The organism is Simiduia sp. 21SJ11W-1 (genome assembly GCF_024138675.1).
In the GTDB taxonomy this organism is placed as follows: domain Bacteria; phylum Pseudomonadota; class Gammaproteobacteria; order Pseudomonadales; family Cellvibrionaceae; genus Simiduia.
This window is the reverse complement of sequence record NZ_CP090959.1, coordinates 2355030-2373305: the sequence shown is the minus strand read 5'-3', so window position 1 is coordinate 2373305 and position 18276 is coordinate 2355030. Positions and strand designations below refer to the sequence as shown.

General features: G+C 55.3%; 16 protein-coding genes. 8 read left to right on the top strand and 8 right to left on the bottom strand.

Annotated features, from left to right (window positions below; all coding sequences use genetic code 11):
• Positions 1–244: 244 nt before the first annotated feature.
• From nagK to L1F30_RS10555, 5 genes are all read left to right on the top strand, one after another.
• Entirely contained in the window at positions 245–1120 is an 876-nt protein-coding gene (nagK, locus tag L1F30_RS10575) for an N-acetylglucosamine kinase (protein WP_253361814.1), read from the top strand.
• Between the two features lie 13 nt (positions 1121–1133).
• The gene (locus L1F30_RS10570; protein ID WP_253356049.1) at positions 1134–3515 is read left to right on the top strand and encodes a beta-N-acetylhexosaminidase; all 2382 of its coding nucleotides are present in this window, start codon (positions 1134–1136) and stop codon (positions 3513–3515) included.
• Between the two features lie 21 nt (positions 3516–3536).
• Positions 3537–4859 carry a sugar MFS transporter gene (locus L1F30_RS10565; protein WP_253356048.1) on the top strand — a complete coding sequence of 441 codons (1323 nt, stop codon included), beginning with the start codon at positions 3537–3539 and terminating at the stop codon, positions 4857–4859.
• 74 nt (positions 4860–4933) lie between these two features.
• Positions 4934–6025 carry an acyltransferase family protein gene (locus L1F30_RS10560; RefSeq protein ID WP_253356047.1) on the top strand — a complete coding sequence of 364 codons (1092 nt, stop codon included), beginning with the start codon at positions 4934–4936 and terminating at the stop codon, positions 6023–6025.
• A gap of 86 nt (positions 6026–6111) precedes the next feature.
• Positions 6112–6996: a glycerophosphodiester phosphodiesterase gene (locus L1F30_RS10555; protein ID WP_253356046.1), complete on the top strand. Its 885-nt coding sequence runs from the start codon at positions 6112–6114 to the stop codon at positions 6994–6996.
• A 38-nt stretch (positions 6997–7034) separates the two neighbouring features.
• Here the strand turns inward: L1F30_RS10555 and cobB are convergent, their stop codons facing one another.
• Positions 7035–7742 (bottom strand): Sir2 family NAD+-dependent deacetylase, encoded by a 708-nt coding sequence (gene cobB / locus L1F30_RS10550; protein ID WP_253356045.1) that lies wholly within the window; start codon positions 7740–7742, stop codon positions 7035–7037.
• A complete protein-coding gene (locus L1F30_RS10545) occupies positions 7735–8268 on the bottom strand; it encodes a PadR family transcriptional regulator (RefSeq protein ID WP_253356044.1) in 534 nt (177 codons plus the stop codon). Before L1F30_RS10545 ends, cobB begins: the two co-directional genes overlap by 8 nt.
• 158 nt (positions 8269–8426) lie before the next feature.
• Here L1F30_RS10545 and L1F30_RS10540 point away from each other — a divergent pair, with 158 nt between their 5' ends.
• A complete protein-coding gene (locus tag L1F30_RS10540) occupies positions 8427–10049 on the top strand; it encodes an NAD(P)/FAD-dependent oxidoreductase (RefSeq protein WP_253356043.1) in 1623 nt (540 codons plus the stop codon).
• A 102-nt stretch (positions 10050–10151) separates the two neighbouring features.
• On the opposite strand, the gene L1F30_RS10535 is transcribed toward L1F30_RS10540, so the two are convergent.
• The 3 genes from L1F30_RS10535 to yegQ all read right to left on the bottom strand — a co-directional run bounded on the left by L1F30_RS10535 (position 10152) and on the right by yegQ (position 12908).
• On the bottom strand, positions 10152–10454 hold the full coding sequence (locus tag L1F30_RS10535; protein WP_253356042.1) for a hypothetical protein: 303 nt from the start codon (positions 10452–10454) through the stop codon (positions 10152–10154).
• A gap of 188 nt (positions 10455–10642) precedes the next feature.
• The gene (locus tag L1F30_RS10530; protein ID WP_253356041.1) at positions 10643–11290 is read right to left on the bottom strand and encodes a hypothetical protein; all 648 of its coding nucleotides are present in this window, start codon (positions 11288–11290) and stop codon (positions 10643–10645) included.
• Positions 11291–11597: 307 nt separating this feature from the next.
• The gene (yegQ, locus tag L1F30_RS10525; protein WP_371922630.1) at positions 11598–12908 is read right to left on the bottom strand and encodes a tRNA 5-hydroxyuridine modification protein YegQ; all 1311 of its coding nucleotides are present in this window, start codon (positions 12906–12908) and stop codon (positions 11598–11600) included.
• 109 nt (positions 12909–13017) lie between these two features.
• On the opposite strand from yegQ, the gene L1F30_RS10520 reads away from it, so the two are divergent.
• A complete protein-coding gene (locus L1F30_RS10520) occupies positions 13018–14112 on the top strand; it encodes a GGDEF domain-containing protein (protein WP_253356039.1) in 1095 nt (364 codons plus the stop codon).
• A gap of 91 nt (positions 14113–14203) precedes the next feature.
• On the opposite strand, the gene L1F30_RS10515 is transcribed toward L1F30_RS10520, so the two are convergent.
• On the bottom strand, positions 14204–14992 hold the full coding sequence (locus tag L1F30_RS10515) for a glutaminyl-peptide cyclotransferase (protein WP_253356038.1): 789 nt from the start codon (positions 14990–14992) through the stop codon (positions 14204–14206).
• Between the two features lie 24 nt (positions 14993–15016).
• On the opposite strand from L1F30_RS10515, the gene L1F30_RS10510 reads away from it, so the two are divergent.
• Positions 15017–15649: a DUF502 domain-containing protein gene (locus L1F30_RS10510; protein ID WP_253356037.1), complete on the top strand. Its 633-nt coding sequence runs from the start codon at positions 15017–15019 to the stop codon at positions 15647–15649.
• A 22-nt stretch (positions 15650–15671) separates the two neighbouring features.
• Here L1F30_RS10510 and L1F30_RS10505 read toward each other — a convergent pair whose 3' ends face one another.
• Both L1F30_RS10505 and mnmC read right to left on the bottom strand, forming a co-directional pair.
• Positions 15672–16001 carry a late competence development ComFB family protein gene (locus tag L1F30_RS10505; RefSeq protein WP_253356036.1) on the bottom strand — a complete coding sequence of 110 codons (330 nt, stop codon included), beginning with the start codon at positions 15999–16001 and terminating at the stop codon, positions 15672–15674.
• A gap of 71 nt (positions 16002–16072) precedes the next feature.
• Positions 16073–18166, bottom strand: coding sequence for a bifunctional tRNA (5-methylaminomethyl-2-thiouridine)(34)-methyltransferase MnmD/FAD-dependent 5-carboxymethylaminomethyl-2-thiouridine(34) oxidoreductase MnmC (gene mnmC / locus L1F30_RS10500; RefSeq protein ID WP_253356035.1), 2094 nt, complete (start codon positions 18164–18166; stop codon positions 16073–16075).
• Positions 18167–18276: the final 110 nt, after the last annotated feature.

Below are 18276 nucleotides of genomic sequence, written 5' to 3'. Positions count from 1 at the left end.
GTTGTCAGGGTGTGAAACACTCTCGCAGTGTGGGTTTCAGGATCGCGGTGCCTTGCAACCGCCCGCGTTCTTGTTTCTTTCCTCTCGTAGCTATGCTCTTGAACGGGTTGGTGTCCTGTCAGTGCCAACCCGATTTTTTCAGCATGAGAGTTGAACATGGCTCGGCCGAGGCTGACCAATAATCCAGAATAAGTAACAATGGCTGAGGTGAACAATGGGACAGGTGCCAACAGGAGAAGGTGTGATGTACCTTGGCATTGACGGTGGTGGCAGTAAAACCAAGGCCATTCTAGTTAACGAAGCTAATGAAGTTATAGGTACCGGGCTCGCCGGGCCTTCCAACCCGCTGCACGGCGTAGAGCAGGCCTTTACCTCTATCAGATTATCTGCCGAGCTGGCCCTTGAAGATGCGGGCCTGCCCCGTAGCCACATCAGAAACCTCATTGTAGGCGCAGGCCTTGCGGGCGTGAATCTGCCAGACCTCTATCAGGTGGTAGATCAATGGGAGCATCCCTTTGCGGATTTCTTTCTAACCACAGATTTACACATCGCGTGCCTGGGCGCACACGGTGGTGGTGATGGTGCGGTAATCATTACCGGAACCGGCAGCTGTGGTTATTCCAACGTTAAAAATCGCACCTTGATTGTGGGCGCTCACGGCTTCCCGTTTGGTGATAAAGGCAGCGGCGCCTGGATGGGCCTGGAAGCATTGAAATATGCGCTGCTTTCCTCAGACGGCCTGGCGCCCCAAAGCCCGCTGCAAGCACGTGTTGAGCAGCATTTGGATGCCAAGGGCATCGATATGGTAGGCCGCATGGCTACCGCCACCTCCAGCCGCTACGCACGCCTGGCACCCCTGGTGCTCGAGCTTGCCGAAGCCGGCGACCCGGTGAGCCTTGCCATTGCCAAAGACGGCGCCAATTACATTTCACAGGTTGCTGAAAAGCTGCTGGCACAGGGGCCTGAACGGCTTTCGATGCTGGGCGGCTTGGCCCCGCGCTTACAGCAATGGATGGCGCCGGAAATTGTCGTGCGCTTAAGTGAGGTACAGTTCTCGCCTGAGTTTGGTGCGTTGCTTTACGCCAAGCAACAGCTTAAGCAATTAGTTAAAACGGCCTAGGTGTAGATTACCCATGCACAATAAATTGATAAAAGCCGCCGGTATTTCGCTGTCATTTTTATTTTTACTGGCCTGTGGCGAACCTGAGCCCCAGGCGCAATCGCAAGCCGTACTTTCGCTGGATGCCGATTACACCCAGCCCTTAGCGGCGGCACCCGTTGCCATTGTGCCCAAACCTGTATCGGTAAGCCCCCTTGACGGTGAGTTTAAATTAACCGCGGCAACGCAGTTACACATTGCTGCAGGTGCAGAGCCTGTTGCGCAATACCTGCGTGAATTGATTGGCCCGGCCACAGGCTACACTTTGCCACTGGCACAAGGTGATGGCGCGCCTTCAGTGATTGCGCTTGTGATAGATCCAGCCATTGAGCAAGATGAAGCCTACGAGCTGACAGTAGCACCCAACAAGATAAGCCTGCGCGCCAAAAATATCGTGGGCTTGTTTTGGGGTGTACAAACCCTGCGTCAATTGCTGCCGGCAGATATTGAAACCAATGCGCCCATTAACCGCGCCTATTGGCCGGTAGCCGGTGTTGCCATAAAAGATGCCCCGGCGTTTAAATACCGTGGCATGCACCTGGATGTAAGCCGTACCTTCTTCCCCGTGTGGTTCATTAAGCAGTACCTGGATTTAATGGCCATGCACAAGCTCAATTATTTTCATTGGCATTTAACCGATGATCAGGGCTGGCGCATTGAAATTAAACAGTTCCCGCGCTTAACCGAGGTGGGTGCCTGGCGCAGTGGCACCGTAGTGGGCCACACCTACGACAAAACCTATTTGAACGACAATCAGCAATTGGGCGGCTTTTACACCCAGGCGCAAATACGCGACATAGTGGCCTACGCCCAAGCACGAAACATCACCATCATTCCCGAAATTGATGTGCCAGGCCACGCCTCTGCCATTTTAAAAGCCTACCCGGAGCTTGCCTGCGTTGAGAAAGATTTCGATGTGCAGCAGCACTTTGGTGTGTTCCCCGAGGTGTTGTGCCCCACAGAAGAAACCTTCGCGTTTTTGGAAAAAGTGTTTACCGAAGTGGCGGAGTTGTTTCCATCACCTTACCTGCATGTGGGTGGCGATGAAGTAAAAACAGAGCAGTGGGCCAGTTGCACTTATTGCAATGAATTAATGGCGCGTGAAGGCCTTGAAGATTACTTCGCGCTACAGGGCTACTTTATAGGCCGCGTTGAAGCCTCTATTAACAAGTTGGGCCGCAAGATCATCGGTTGGGATGAAATTCTTGAAGGTGACGTTGCGCCAAGTGCCACAATTACCTCCTGGCGCGGTGTGGAGGGTGCCATTCACGCCGCCAAGGCCGGCCACGATGCCATCATGGCGCCCGGCTCGCACCTGTATTTTGATCACTACCAATCGCGCTCGGTAGATGAACCCCTGGCTATTCATGGTTTGACCCCTGTGCAGGAAACCTACGCCTTTCAGGTGATGCCAGATGAGCTAAAAGGCACCGAGGCCGCCAACCGCATACTTGGCGCCCAAGGCCATTTATGGACGGAGTATGTACGCACCCCGGCCAAAGCCGAGTACATGATTTTGCCGCGCATGTCGGCACTGGCCGAAGTGGTGTGGACGGGCGATGAAGGCCGCAGCTGGAATGATTTCGCCAAGCGTCTACCCGCCATGATCGAGCGCTTTGAGCAAAAAGGTTTGAATGTGGCGAAAACGGTGTATGCCGTGACCTCTGAAGTGGCGCACACCCAGCAGGGCTTTCAGGTGATTTTAACCAGCGATATGCCGAACACGAAAATCCGTTATACCACCGATGGCTCGCTACCCAATCATACAAGCCCCGTGTACAAACAGCCGTTGCTGCTTAAAAACGGCGGCGTAGTGCGCGCGCGCGCTTTGAATACCGAAACGGGTGAGCTGTATGCCGAACGTCGCTTAACACTGGTGGACCATTTGGGTTTGCACGCAAGCCTTGAGGTGCTCACCGAGGCAGACCGCGCCTGGAATACTCACCCGGAGTTGAGCCTGGTAGATGGCGTGCTGGCTCGCGATCAAATTTTCCAGCTTGACGACTGGGCAACCTTCAACGGCGTAGATTTTGAGGCCATTGTGTCTTTTGATACCGCACAAACCGTGCAGCGGCTAAATTTGGGTTTTAACCCCGGGCGCTTTCGCGATTTCTTCGGGCCAACCAAGTTGGTGGTTTTGGCCTCAGACGACAAATCATCCTGGCAGCCGGTAGCCAGCCAAGATTTCACCAATGATGCAAAGCCTCAATTGGGCAACTCGGTTACACTGGAGTTTGCACCCGTGGCTGCCAAGTATTTCAAAGTTATTGCTGAAAACCGGGCCGAGCGCTTTTCAACCGAGAAAAGCAAACCCGTGCCTGCAACGCTCTATATAGATGAACTGATTATCCAATAATAACGATGTAGGTAGATTGCTATGAGTAGCTCAATCGCAGTATCTGAACAGTCCCGTGGCGGCACGTTAATCCCTATGCTGATCATCGGCATATTGTTTTTCATTTTCGGCTTTGTTACCTGGCTGAATGGATCTCTCATTCCTTTTTTGAAAATTGTTTGTGAACTCAACGAGTTCCAGGCGCTGTTTGTTACCTTTGCGTTCTACATTGCCTACACCTTTATGGCCTTGCCATCGGCTGCGGTGCTCAAGCGTACCGGCTATAAAATGGGCATGGTGCTGGGTTTGATTGTGATGGCCGTGGGCGCCTTGATGTTTATTCCCGCAGCCCAAACCAGCCACTATGCATTGTTTTTGGTGGCCCTGTTTGTATTGGGTGCGGGCTTAACCTTGCTGCAAACCGCCTCTAACCCCTACATCGTGTGTGTCGGCCCCCGTGAAAGTGCCGCCATGCGCATCAGTGTGATGGGCCTGGTTAACAAGGGCGCGGGCATTGTGGTGCCGGTGCTGTTTGCAACCTGGATTCTCACGGGTATGGATCAATTTGAAGAACCCGTGTTGGCTGCACTCAGTGCTGCCGAGCGCGAGGCCCGTTTGGCCGAGTTGTCTGGCCGGTTGGTAATGCCTTACATCTACATGGCCATTGCCTTGGTTGGCTTGGCGGCATTTGTAAAATTCTCGCCCCTGCAGGAGTTGGAGCTTGAAGAGCCAGATAGTGAAGTAGACGACAAGCTCGGCATTCTTGCATTCCCGCAGGTGATACTGGGTGCTGTTGCCTTGTTTATGTACGTGGGTGTAGAAGTTATTGCCGGCGACACCATCGGCCTGTATGGCCGCTCGCTGGGTGTCTCGCACTTTGGTGCGCTCACCTCTTACACCATGACGTTTATGGTTATAGGTTATGGCCTGGGTGTGCTTACTATTCCGCGCTTTTTATCGCAAGAGCGTGCGCTTTTGGGCTCTGCCTTGTTGGGCTTGTTGTTTACCGCAGGCGTGATGTTCGGCTCGGGTGAATCCCATCAAATCAGCGCCGTTATGTTTGGCTGGATGGGCATTCCCACCGTGCCCGATACCGTCACCTTTTTAGCATTGCTCGGTTTTGCCAACGCACTTGTATGGCCTGCAGTATGGCCGCTGGCATTGGAAGGCCTGGGTAAATACACCGGTACCGGCAGTGCACTGTTGATTATGGGTATCGCCGGTGGCGCCATTTTACCGCTGGCCTATGGGCACTTTGCCGATACCTCGGGCAGCAGCCAAGTGGCTTACTGGGTAATGATTCCCTGCTACCTGTTTATTTTGTTCTACGCGTTGAAAGGCCACAAGTTGCGCCAGTGGCGCTAGCGCAAACTGCCAGCAAAATTTAATTGCATATTATTGGCCGGTTAATCACCGGCCTTTTTTTCAGGTGAAATATAGTGAAGCAGCGCTATTTGGCTTTGGATGCAATGCGTGGCCTTACGCTTGCGTTGATGATTGTGGTGAATACACCAGGCTCGTGGGCGCATATTTACGCGCCCCTGCGCCACGCCCAGTGGCACGGTTGGACGCCCACAGATCTGGTGTTCCCGTTTTTTCTGTTTATTGTGGGCGCGGCGCTTTTTTTCAGCCGCGCAGCCCAAGTGCAGGTGCCATTAACCCATCAGCTGTTACGCATCGCCAAGCGCGCAGGCCTGTTGGTGTTAATTGGCGTGCTGCTTGAGTATTACCCCTTTCAGCAACCACTCGAGAATTTGCGCCTGCCCGGTGTGCTGCAACGCATTGGTTTGGCCTATGGGCTGGCGGCCTGTGCGCAATTGGCTTGGCAGCCGATGACTGCACGCGCGCAGATGTTTGCCAATACCACACTCATCGCCGTGATTGTTGTGGGCTATTCGGTGTTGCTGCGCACTGCAGCCGAGCCCTTTAGCCTGGAGGGCAACCTTGTGCGCACGCTGGATGTGGCGCTCTTGGGTGCCCCGCATCTGTGGGCGGGCGCAGGCGTTGCCTTTGATCCAGAGGGTTTATTAAGTACATTGCCTGCCGTTGCCACGGTGTTGATCGGTTACGAGGCCGCCCGCTGGCTGCGCTCGGGGCAGCGCTTTTGGGTGCTAATGGCAGGGCTTACAGGCGTGGGGTTAGTGCTAACAGGGAGTGCCTACCTCTGGCCAGACCCAATCAACAAATCCCTTTGGACTTCAAGCTACGTGCTACTTACCGGTGGCCTGGGGCTTGTGTGCTTGGCGTCATTGCTGCTGCTTGAGCGTTGGTGGGTTGGTGCCCGGCTGCAAAAGCCCTTGGTGGTGCTTGGGGAAAATCCGCTGTTTATTTATATTCTGGCGTGGGTGTGGGTGCGTAGCTACGGCTTGATAGCCACCGAAGAGGGCACCTTGTACCAAACGGTTTACCAATGGTTTTCAGGCTTTGCAAGCCTTGAGGCTGCGAGCCTGATGTTTGCGCTGGCACATCTTCTACCTTTGTGGGGGCTTGCCTGGTGGCTGCACAAGCGCAAAATTTTTATCAAAATTTAATACTCACGGTGTGCCGACGCGGGCAGGGGTGTTCAGCGTGCCTGTGACGGGTTAGCATTGCGCCTTTCGATCACGGTGGTGGGCTCATGGGGCGCTTTCTCAAAGGGTTTGTAGTAACGCTGGCTGTATTGGCATGTGTATACAGCGTGTTGCGGTTTATGGTGCCCGTGGCGGCCGTTTCGCACAGCTACTTTGATAACACCGCCTTTGAAGTGATTGCCCACGGCGCAGGGCAAGGCTTGCAGCCCAAAAATACGCTGGAAGCCGCGCTCATGGCAGATCGCGTGGACGCCGATATTATTGAAATCGATATACACGCAAGTGTTGATGGTGTGCTGGTGTTAAGCCACGACGACACAGTTGACGACATGACCAACGGCACCGGCCTCATTCGTGAAAAAACCTTTGCCGAACTGCAAGCGCTGGATGCCGCCCAAGGCTTCAGGCGCGATGAAGGCGCTCCCCTGGCAGGCACGGGTGTAAAAATTCCGGCACTTGCCGATGTATTTACCGCATTGCCCCATGCCCGTTACATCATTGAAATAAAGCAGCTCACCCCGTCTATTGCAGAGCAGCTGTGTGAGTTGGTGCGCGCGCACAAGCTTTCTTCGCAGGTGTTGGTGGGCTCGTTTTTTACCGGGCCATTGGCAGCCTTTAGGGCTGCCTGCCCGGAAGTGGCGACCTCTATGTCGCAAGATGAAGTAACCAATCTTGTGTTGCTGCAAAAGCTGCGCTTGGCGCACCTGTACGATGTGCCGGGTGTGGCGCTTCAGGTGCCGGTGGCATCGGGCGGCATTGAAATTGTGAACGAAAGTTTTGTAGCGGACATGCACGCCCAAGGCTTGAAAGTACATGTGTGGACGATTAACGACATAGATGAAATGCGAAGGCTCATCGCCCTGGGTGTAGATGGCATCATTACCGACTACCCAGACAGGCTACACCGCGTGCTGGTCACCCAAGGCCACTAGCCCCCGCAGTAATCCTCTGCCCGCTAAGCTTTTGCGCTCTAACCGTAAGCGCCGGTTTTCACCTTTGCCACAAATTCAGGCACCACTTTTGTGGCAGGGCCATAGTGGCCTTCATCAAAATCCCGCGCATTGGCGGAGGGCTCCAGGTTGAGCTCAATTGTGCGGGCACCAAAGGCCTTGGCCTCTTGGTAAAAGCCTGCCGCCGGGTAAACGTTGCCCGAGGTGCCCACAGACACAAACACATCGCATTCAGCCAGCGCCTGATAAATCTCACTCATATACAACGGCATCTCGCCAAACCACACGATGTGCGGGCGCAGGCTTGCAGTGTTGTGGCATGCCGGGCAGCGGCTGGTGGCATCGAGAGGGTTGGGCCATTCGTGCACAGATTGGCAGGCGGTGCAGCGGGCTTTGGTGAGCTCGCCATGCATGTGCAGCAATCGCTGGCTGCCCGCCTGTTCATGCAGGTTGTCTACGTTTTGGGTAACCAGCAAAAAATCTTCACTACCTAAATGTTGCTCCAGCTCGGCGAGTGCTGCGTGTGCGCTATTGGGCCGGGTTTCGGCGAGCGAGGCGCGGCGCAAATTGTAAAACCGGTACACCAGATCCGGGTTGGCGGCGAAGGCCTCCGGTGTGGCTACCTCTTCTACGCGGTGGTTTTCCCACAGGCCGTTGTTATCGCGAAAGGTTTTCAAGCCCGATTCCGCAGAAATACCCGCGCCTGTGAGAATTACAATTTTAGGCATTGAGTGCCTCCCGTGTTTCTTGCGCCCAGTCCAACCAGTTGCGCTCGTTGCTGATACCGAGCTTCAGGGTGAGGTAGGGCAGTTCGAATTTTTTTTGCTGGCTGTGGCTCAGTGCATGGTACTCGCTTTCAATCTCCAGTAGCTTGTGGAGGGTCTTTTTATGATGGGCTATGTGTTCATCCAGCTCTTTAACCAATGCAGGGCGGGGAATGTGCCGGCCGCCGTAGAGTTTGATTAAAAAGGCATCTTTGTATTTGTGGGGTTTGGCGGCTTGGCTTAGCCAGGCTTGCAATGCCGCTTGCCCGGCCTGGGTGACGCTGTAGATTTTTTTATCGGGGCGCTCGGTTTGCGCTTGGGTGTCGCAGGCCAGCCAGCCGGCCTCTGTCATCTGCTTGAGCTCTTTGTACACCTGCTGATGACTGGCGTTCCAGAAAAACCCCACCGAGCCCTTAAATTGCTGGCTTAGGTCGTAGCCGGTGGCCGGGTTATCGGCCAGTAGTACCAACAAACTGTGTTTTAACGACATAGGTTTAAGGCTCTGGCCAACGTAAGGTATGCAAATTCTTGCATATCACACACGCAAGCGCTATTTTATGCAAAAAGTTGCATATGCCAGGCTTTGTGGCCTGCAATAATTACGGGCACGAAGCCCTACCCAGAATAATGCTACGGCTGGAGAGCCCTATGAACGCAGCAACGCAACCCGCAAAGCGCAACATTCGCACGGGCCGCCGGTACCGCACCGGGCGCGCCGCGAATCACTACGATGCCATTGTGGTGGGCTCGGGCATTGGTGGCCTGTGCACCGCAGCGCTGCTTGCCAAGCTTGGCAAGCGCGTGTGTGTACTGGAGCAGCACTACACCGCCGGTGGTTACACCCACAGCTATGAAAACGCGGGCTACGAGTGGGATGTAGGCGTGCATTACATAGGTGAGGTGCACAAGCGTTGGTCTGTGTTGCGGCGCATATTCGATGCCATTAGCGATAAGCGCATCAAGTGGAAGGCCATGGATGATTGCTACGACCGCATAGTGCTGGGGGAGCGGCAGTTTGATTTCCCCGCCGGGCGCGAACAATTTGCCCAAGCCTTAAAGGCACGCTTCCCCGAAGATACCCAAGCCATTGATGCCTACCTGGCGTTGCTTCAAAAAATAAGCCGCAAGGTGCCGTTGTTTTTTGCAGCCCAGGCCATGCCGCGCGGGTTTGCCGGTTTCTACCGCAGGCTGCGCAAGGTGTTGCTGCCTGCCTGCGCCTTTCAAACCACGGGTGACGTGCTCAATGGCCTTACCCAAAATAAAGAACTCATTTCCGTGCTTACCGGGCAGTGGGGTGATTACGGTTTGCCGCCAGCACAATCGAGCTTTTTAATGCACGCCATGGTGGCCAAGCACTACCTGGCCGGTGCCGCATACCCGGTGGGCGGCAGCTGGAAAATTGCCGCGGGCATTATTCCGGTGATACAGGCCGCCGGCGGCGAGGTGTTCACCTACGCGCCAGTGCGTGAAATTCTGGTAGAAAAAAACCGTGCACACGGGGTGCGTTTGCACAATGGTGATGTAATAACCGCAGCCCAGGTGGTGAGCAATGTGGGCTTTGTACCCACGGTTAATAAGCTGTTGCCAGAATGTGAAAGTCAGAAGTTCGCACTGGAACAAATGGCCGTGCCGCTTTCATCGGCGCATTTGTGTGTGTATGCAGGCTTTAAAGGCGATGCCAAAAGCTTAGGCTTAGATACCACTAATCTGTGGATCTACCCGGACGAAAATCACGATTTGAATGTACACACCCACCAGCAAAATCCCGATGCCGATTTTCCGCTGGTGTATATTTCTTTCCCCTCTGCCAAAGACCCGGAGTGGGCCCAGCACTCGCCGGATAAATCTACCGTGGAAATTGTCACCATTGGCAGCATAAAACAATTTGAGCCCTGGTTAGGCAGCCAGTGGAGCAAGCGTGGTGAAGATTACAATGCACTTAAAAAGCAGTTAGGTGAGCGATTGTTGGCGGTGCTGTTTAAACACCGCCCGCAACTGCGCGCGGCGCTCGATTTTTATGAGCTTTCCACACCGCTTTCCACCCAATGGTTTCAATGGAATCAGGAAGGCGAGATTTACGGGCTGGATCACACCCCCGCACGATTTGACCAACCGCAATTACACACACAAACCCCCATTAAAAACCTCTACCTGACCGGTGCTGATGTAGTCACCGCAGGCGTAGGCGGTGCGCTGATGGGCGGTGTTATGGCAGCGGTGCGCATGATGGGCTGGCGGGGCTATAAGGTGTTTGGGCTGTTGCGGCGGTAGGGCAGCTGTTCTGAAGTGCCCTTGAGTCACTGTGCTCGGGTGCAGGTTAGGCCCATGCGGTTTGCGCAGAGTATGCTTCATAATATATCGCGTGTAAGCAACTCAAAAGCTAATGGCAGTTTTGCTTGTGGCAAGGTACATAATGACGAGCAGCGTTAAGGGCAATACCGCCAGCGCCAATTTGGTAAAGGCGCCGTGGTATAAGCTGAGACACCTTCTTTCCCAAGAGGCGGTTTTATTGCCTGCATAAAGCTTTTTCGTTACCTTGGCTGCTAACCAATTGCCAAGTGCAATATCTGCAATTTCCAATGGCACAACAATGCACAGTACGAGAAGCAGTTTTTGCTCAAGCCAAGGGGAACCTAACATTTGATAGTTGATTGCCAGGTAAAGCCCGCTGGCCAATAGCAGGGCAAAAGCCAGGTGTTCCAGCGTAATGCAAATAAAGAAGGCCCTGCTTACTTTCTCTGCATCAGAATGTGCTTGAAAGCTTTGGTCTGATACCAGTTTTAGCGCAAGCCAGGCACCAAGCGCCGGCCCAATCCAAAATATAAGTGCCCCCAGGTGAATAATTTTTACAATGGCGTAGTCATTCACTTGTTAAGTACCCGGTGGGCGAAAATCAGCATCCAGCTGGTACTTAATACCATGGCGGTGGCCGTAAAAAATTCTGCAGCGCCCAGTGCGCCAATAGCAATGGCGCACGAGAGTAGCAATCCTAATATCCAGGCCGAGATGCCCCAAATGGCTACCCAGGTTTCAAGCCGGCCTTGTGCCAAGGCTGCGCAGGTAAGCACCAGGCCACCGAGGTTGTATAAGCCGTTGCCAAGATAGCCCGTAAGATGCATGGCGATTATTTCTAGTGCTTCTATGAGAGGAATGTCTTGGCTTTGGGCGATAATCTTGGGGATTACAAATGCGTAGATAACTTCCGCAATTAAATCTGGTGCTATGCCCATGCCAACAAATGATAAACCTACAGTGCGCGCGAGGCTGGCTTTCAGTTCATCGGCAAGAATTGCGCAGAATACAAAAAGCCCCAGTGCTGAAAGCATCCAGCAAAACCAAGACAGCGCCCAAATCCCGCGGTGCTCAGAGATAAAAGCAATTCGCTCAACAACTGTTGTATCTAGGGGAAGGCCACCGCGCATGGGGCCATTCATGAGCAAACACGCAATTGTGATGACTGCGACGATGAGGTAAATGCCATAAAATTTAATGGCTGTATGCTTTGTGTCCATATGCTCTATTGAATTCCTTTTTTGGGCTAGGTGCCTAGTGGCTAGGTGCCAGCTCATAAAGTAGAGGTGGCGGGCACCTGGCTGATACTTGCTACATCACTCACATATACCGCATTAACATCGAATAATCGGGGTGAATAATCGGGGTCAGATAAGAATTAAGGCGCATCATTCATCTTTCGGTAATACCGCCTTAACCCCTGTGTTGCATTCACCTCTCACTTCATTGCCGACAAGGATGTAGCCATGGCAAGACTTCCCCGGATATCTCCCGTAGGTATTCCTCAACCACCCACGCAATTCATGCTCACATATACCGCATTAACATCGCGTAATCTGCCGTATCGCCCAGTTGCACACCTTCGGGTAATTGAATACGCACTTGGTGGCCGGAGCCGGGGGCTGCGTCTATGGCGTGGCCTTTTTTGTTTTCAATGGCGGTGAGGTGAAAGCGTTGGTTGCCGTTAGGCGTAATCAATTCCACCTGGTCGCCTTGTTCAAAACGGTTTTTTACATCCAGCGTGAGCCAATTGTCTTTTACTTCTAGCGCTTCGCCCACAAATTGCTGGTGTACGTTGGCGGAGTTGCCTTGGGTGTAGTTTTGGTATTCGCTGGGTACATGGCGGCGGTAGAAGCCTTCGGTGTAGCCGCGGTTGGCCAGGTGATCCAGCTCTTGCATTAAATTCATATCGAAGGGCTTGCCGGCGTGGGCTTCATCGATGGCGCGGCGGTACACCTGCGCGGTGCGGGCCACGTAGTAGTGGCTTTTTGTGCGGCCTTCAATTTTGAGCGAGTGAATGCCCATCTTTACCAGCCGCTCCACATGCTGCACGGCGCGCAGGTCTTTGGAGTTCATGATGTAGGTGCCGTGCTCGTCTTCGTAGGCGGGCATGTATTCGCCGGGGCGGCTCTTTTCCTGCAGGAGCACCGGTTGCACTTCGTCGTTGGGGTCGAACAGTTGCGGTTTGTCTACGGCAATCAAATCGCCCAGCTCGTTTTCCTTGGCCTCGTGGGCGTTGTATTCCCAGCGGCAGGAATTGGTGCAGGCGCCCTGGTTGGGGTCGCGGTGGGTCATGTAGCCCGAAAGCAGGCAGCGGCCGGAATAGGCAATGCACAGGGCGCCGTGCACAAACACTTCCAGCTCCATCTCGGGCACCTGGCTGCGGATTTCTTCAATTTCATCCAGCGACAGTTCCCGCGAGAGAATCACCCGCGAGATTCCCTGCTTGCCCCAGAACTTTACCGAGGCCCAGTTCACCGCGTTGGCCTGCACAGAGAGGTGTACCTGCTGCTCTGGCCACTTGTCTTTTACCAGCATGATCAGGCCCGGGTCTGACATGATCAGCGCATCTGGCTTCATCTCTATTACCGGCTCAAGATCGCGCAGGTAGGTTTTGACCTTGTCGTTATGGGGCGCGATGTTGGAGGCCAAATAGAACTGTTTGCCCATGCCATGGGCCTCTTCTACCGCGGCGGCAAGATTCTCGAGCTTGTTGAACTCGTTGTTGCGCACCCGTAGGCTGTAGCGCGGTTGGCCTGCGTAAACGGCATCGGCGCCGTAGGCGAAGGCAAAGCGCATGCTTTTGAGGGTGCCGGCGGGGGAGAGTAGTTCGGTCATGGGGTAACTCATACGTTAATACTAAATCGGCGCTATTCTAACCGAATCCCCTTGAGGGGGCAGTGCTTTGGCCGATATTCCTGATGTGGTGGTTTATGAGTGAGAGCAATTGGATTTAGCAGCCGAAAATCAGCGTCTACAGGGCTTAATTGACCGATTAGTTGCGCGCATTGATGACAATCAGCGCATCGCACAGCGGTTTCAGGCCTTTGAATTCCAGCTTTTGGAAGCTGCCTCCCTGCCTGAATTGTTTGATGTGCTAATAGATCAGGCCCCCCGGCACTTTCAATTGCAGGCGGTAAGCCTGGTGTTGTTTGATAAAGACTATGTGCTGGCCCAGCTGTTTGACGCGCTAAACCTCAAGCGCTGGCTACCCAAGGTGCAGCTGCGCCACCGCGAGGAGTTTTTCGAGCAGCTCTACGGCCAGCGCCAGCAGCCGGTGTTGGGCGAGGTGGATACGCTGTCACTGGGGCGGTTGTTTCCGGGGGCTGGCCCCATAGGCAGCTGTGCGCTGTTGCCGCTGCGCACCCAGGGGCGCTTGCAGGGCAGCCTGCACTTGGCCAGTGAGCAGCCTGAGCGCTTCACGCCAGACAAAGCGGCAGATTTTCTTCAGCATTTGGGGGCTATTTTGGCGTTGTGTATCGAGCACTGTGTCGCCCGGGAGCAATTGCGCCGCGAGGGCCGCCAAGACCCGCTCACCAAAGTGGGCAACCGCGCCGCCTTTGAGCAGGATTTACCGCTGGAGCTTGCACGCGCTGAGCGCAATCATCAGCCGGTGAGCTGTTTTTTTGTGGATTTGGATCACTTTAAGAAGATTAACGATAACTTCGGCCATTCGGTGGGCGATGTGTGCCTGCGCGAGGTGGCCGCGGTGCTGCAAAAAGAGCTGCGCAAAACCGATGTGCTGGCGCGTTTTGGCGGCGAGGAGTTTGTGGTGTTGTTGCCGGTGTGCGATGCAGAGCAAGCCATGGAAACCGCGCAGCGGGTGAGTGAGGCCATAGCCACCATGCGGGTGGAAACCTCCCAGGGCCAGCCGGTGCCGCTTACGGCCTCCATCGGGGTGTGCAGCTGGGAGCCACGCAAGCACAAAATTCCCGTTGAAGCGCTGGCCGAGGCGCTGTTGCGTCAGGCCGATGCGGCTATGTACCTGGTGAAAAAAGCCGGCCGCAACGGCGTGCGCTGGCAGCCTTTGGTTGTGCAATAGCGCTGCTGCCAGCCGCTCACGGTTTCAATTCACCGTTTCAATTTACCGCTTCTATTTGCAGCTTCACTAGCCGCCGCCTGTGATGAAACAGTTAGGCGCCGGGGCTGCTTGCTGGCCATTTGGGCAGTGCCAATTCGTACAGGTTGCGCCAGTTTTTACCCGTTACCCACAGGGTATTGCGCGCTGCATCAAAGGCTATGCCGTTTAGGGTGGCCTCCGGTGCCAGCCCGCGCGGGTGTAGCGCTGCTTCTTTTTCCACAATGGCCGACAAATCCAAATAGGCAACTACCTTACCTGTGGCGGGGGCAATGGCCACAATAATGGGCTCAAACCATACGTTGGCCCAAATAAAATCATGGGCGTATTCCAGTTCGTTCAGCCGGTGCAGGGGTTGTTCGTTAAAGGTGACGGCCAGTGTGTGTGTTTGCTCAAACGCCAGGTTGCGAAAGGCAAGCTCGTTGGAGCCGTTGCTCATGATCAGGTGGGTGCCGTTGTAGGTGAGGCCCCAGCCTTCGCCTTTGTAGTGCGCGACCCCAACTACGGCAAAATCCTCGGTATTTAAGCGCTTGGCCAAGCCCTGCTGCCAGGTGAGCATCCACAGGCCATTGGGGGTAAGCGCGAGCCCCTCGGCAAAGTCGCGCCGGGGCAGGTGGCGCACTTGCGTTTGATTTGCGCCAGCCGAAAGCGGGTAGCGCTGAATGAAAGATTTGCCGTAGCCGCCGCTGGTTTCCCAAAATTGCGCCTGATGGATAAATAACCCCTGGGTAAAGGCAAGGTTTGGGTGCGCGCGCGTGCCGCGTTCTGTGTATTGCAGCTTTTCCGGCGCAGCGCTTGCCACGCATGTCATGACAAGCAAGGCAATAGCCAGTACATTAGGCACGCGAATTTCCTTAGGAGTGAGACTTTGAATCGCATTAAATCATTTATCTGGCTGACCTTGCTAGGTGGGTTGGCCGTGGTGCTGCCGCTGTGTATTTTGTTGTTGGTGGCGCACTGGTTTTATACGCTGTTAAGTGATTTTCTGGCGCCCATCAGTGCCGATTTGGCTCCGCGCTTGGGCGCCTACGGCTGGCTTGCCGATGTGCTGGTGATTGCGGGTTTGCTGCTGTGCTTTTGCGTGATTGGTTTGTTGGTAAAAACCAGTGTGGGTGCGTGGGTTCACACCCAGTTGGAGCGGGTGCTTAAACGTATAGCGCCCGGCTATAAAACCATCAGCGATGTGGTGGGGCAATTTTTGGGCGGTGGCTCTACCAGCTCACTACTGGCTGGCGAAGTGGCGTTGGCGCGCATCTACGGGCCAGCCGTTCCCATTACGGTAACCGTGATTGTTACAGCCAAGCACGCCAACGGCGATTTCACGGTGTTTATGCCCACCGCCCCCATTCCTACCTCTGGGGTGGTGTACCACTTGCCGGCCAGCTGCATAGAGCTGTTGCCAGCGGTCAGTGTTGAGGCTGCCATGCGTACCATTATTTCCTGCGGCGCCGGCTCCCAGGTGTTGATGCCACAGGCAAACACGACACCCGGCGCGCCCTGATGCGCGCCGGTTACCGGCCGGCTTAAGCCTCGGTTGCGTCTGCCTCGCTTTTGTCTTGCTCGCGTTTCTGCACATATTTCAGGGCATCTTTCACGGCTTTGCGAACCTTTTTTTGCATTTCTTCCTGCTCTTGGGGCGAGAGAAAAAAGCTCATGTCTACATCGTGGCGGATGTAGCGCGGCGGCAGGTGATTGAGCGCCACGCAGGCCACATCGGCCATGAAGTCTGCATCTTCCAATGCGCGGCTGCTGCGATTGGCAATTTCATCCAGCACCTGCAATTCATAGTAATTGTGAATGGAGTCTACGCCTGCGGGCAGTTGCGATCTGCGGCGTCCAGCGTGTAGGAGCATGGCTTTATCCTCTGTGGTTGGTGTACAGAGTGTAGAAGATGTAACCGCAGGGCGTAGGCGCGCCCTGTGCCTTAGCGCTTGTTGCGGGCTATATCGCGCATAACAAAACGCGCGGGGTTCAGTGCCTCGGCAAGCGCCGGGTGCATGGGCCATGGGCTTGAATCTGCGTAGGCTGCCAACAGCTCTGCACACAGGGGGCTGTAGGCCAAGCCACGCGAGCCGTGGGCCAGGTTCACAAACAGGTTGGGCCAGTAGCCGGGTGCCTGGGCAATGGCTGCGCGGGCATTGCGGCGCATGGCGCCATAGGTTTGGGTGAAGGCCTCTATATTGGGCATTGGCCCTACGATGGGCAGGTAATCCGGCGAGGTGCAGCGAAACCCCACACGGCCACCGAGTGATGCAGCCTGCGGGCGCTCGTGGCGTGGCAGGGTGTGGGCCAGCATCTGCAAATTACTCTGGTGATCTTGCTCGCACAGTTCTGTGCGGGTATCGCCCAGATTAAAGGTGGCGCCCAGGCTGTGCAGCCCTTGGTAGTTGGGTGCCAGGTAGCCTTCGCGGGTGAGTACACAGCGCAGCGGTGCCAGCGTGTTATTGCTTGGCAGCCGCGTAACCTGGCCGCGAATCGCCTTTAAGGGCAGGGTTTTACATTGTTCGAACTGCAGGCTTTGGTGGGCGCAGGCAATTACCACAGCATCTGCCTGCCATTGCTGCTGCCTGCCCGTTACCTGCCAGCGGCCCCGGGCCAACGGGGTGAGCGTGTGCAGGGTTTCGTTAAAGTGGGTGCTAATGCCCGGGTGCGTCAACAACCATTGGCACAACACCCCGGGGTCAAGCCAGCCGGCCTCGGGCAGCCAGGTTCCGCCGCCAGAGACATCCACACCGGCCACTTGAGCGGCCTCGGCTTGGCTAAGCCAGCGGGCAAAGGTTTGGGGCAGGGTGGCAAGAGCGGCTTGGTGTTGCTCTGGGGTATCTTTTTCATGGGCGAGTTGTAAAACGCCACAGGCTTGGCCGTGCGCCGGGTTCGCCTGCCAGAAGTCGCGGTACACGTTCAGTGCATATTGCAGCGCCGTTAAATTAAAGCGCGCTGCCAGGTGACGCTTGGGGGAGAGCTTGGCATACACCACCCCTTGGGCGTTGCCCGAGGCACCGCTGGCAGGCTTGCTTGCTGCATCTACCACCAAAACTTGCCAGCCACGGCGTGCGAAGGCGCGGGCAGTGTGGCAGCCGGCCATACCGGCACCTATTACCAGCAAGCTGCGCCCGACGGGTTTTTGGGTGTATAGCGCCCAAGGCGTTTTTGCAGGCTGCGGTTCCGCGCTGGCAACGGGTTTAATGGTGTTTTCTATTGGGGCCTTAGCCTCTGTAATTGCGTGTGGCTCTGTGGCCTTTTCCAGATTGGGTGCACTTGGGGTGAAGCGCGCGCTCAGCATTTCGCGCTTTATGCCAAAGCCTTTGTGGCGGGCAATGTTGAAGCCCGCAGCCTGCAGGCCCCGGCGCACAGCGCTTGCCGCAGTGAAGGTGGCCAGTGTTGTGCTGGGCCCGGAAAGCGCGGCAAGCGTGTCAAAGAGCGCGGCAGACCACATCTCGGGGTTGCGTGCCGGCGTGAAGCCATCAAGAAACCAGGCATCTACCTGCATTTTGGGGTGGGCAAATTGCGGGTGCTGGTTGTGTATTTGGTAGCGCAGTGCCAGCTCGGCATCGCCAATCATCAGTGTAAGCCGCACCCGGCCACCGGCCAGGCTCAGGGCGTAGATCTCTTGCTCCGGTTGATGGGGGTAGGCGGCAACGAGCTGCTGGGCCAATTCATTCAACTCCGGCCACAGGCCCAGCGCCTGGGCGAGTTCTGCACGGCTTAGGGGGTATTTCTCAAGGCTTACAAAGTGCAAGGTGGCGCTTGCAGGTGCCGTTGCCAACCACAAGGTGGCGGCAGCTAAAAAATTAAGCCCCGTGCCAAACCCTGTTTCGCCAATGGTAAAGGCGGGCTCTGTGAGTGCGGCCCAGCGTTCGGCCAGCTGGTTGTGCTGTAAAAATACGTAGCGCGATTCTGCCAGGCCATCGGTGGATGAAAAGTAGAAATCATCAAAGGCCGTTGAGAAGGGTTGGCCATCGCGCCAGCATAGGCCTGGTGTGGTATGGGTGTGTAAATCGGGCGGTGTTTTTTCCACGTTGGCAGCCTGCGCTTAGTGACCTTGATCAAGTTGTGGGTTTAATTACGCGGCAACAGTGTGCAAGCGCTGTTTTTTTTCGTTTAATGGGGTAGATTTTGGTTTATGCC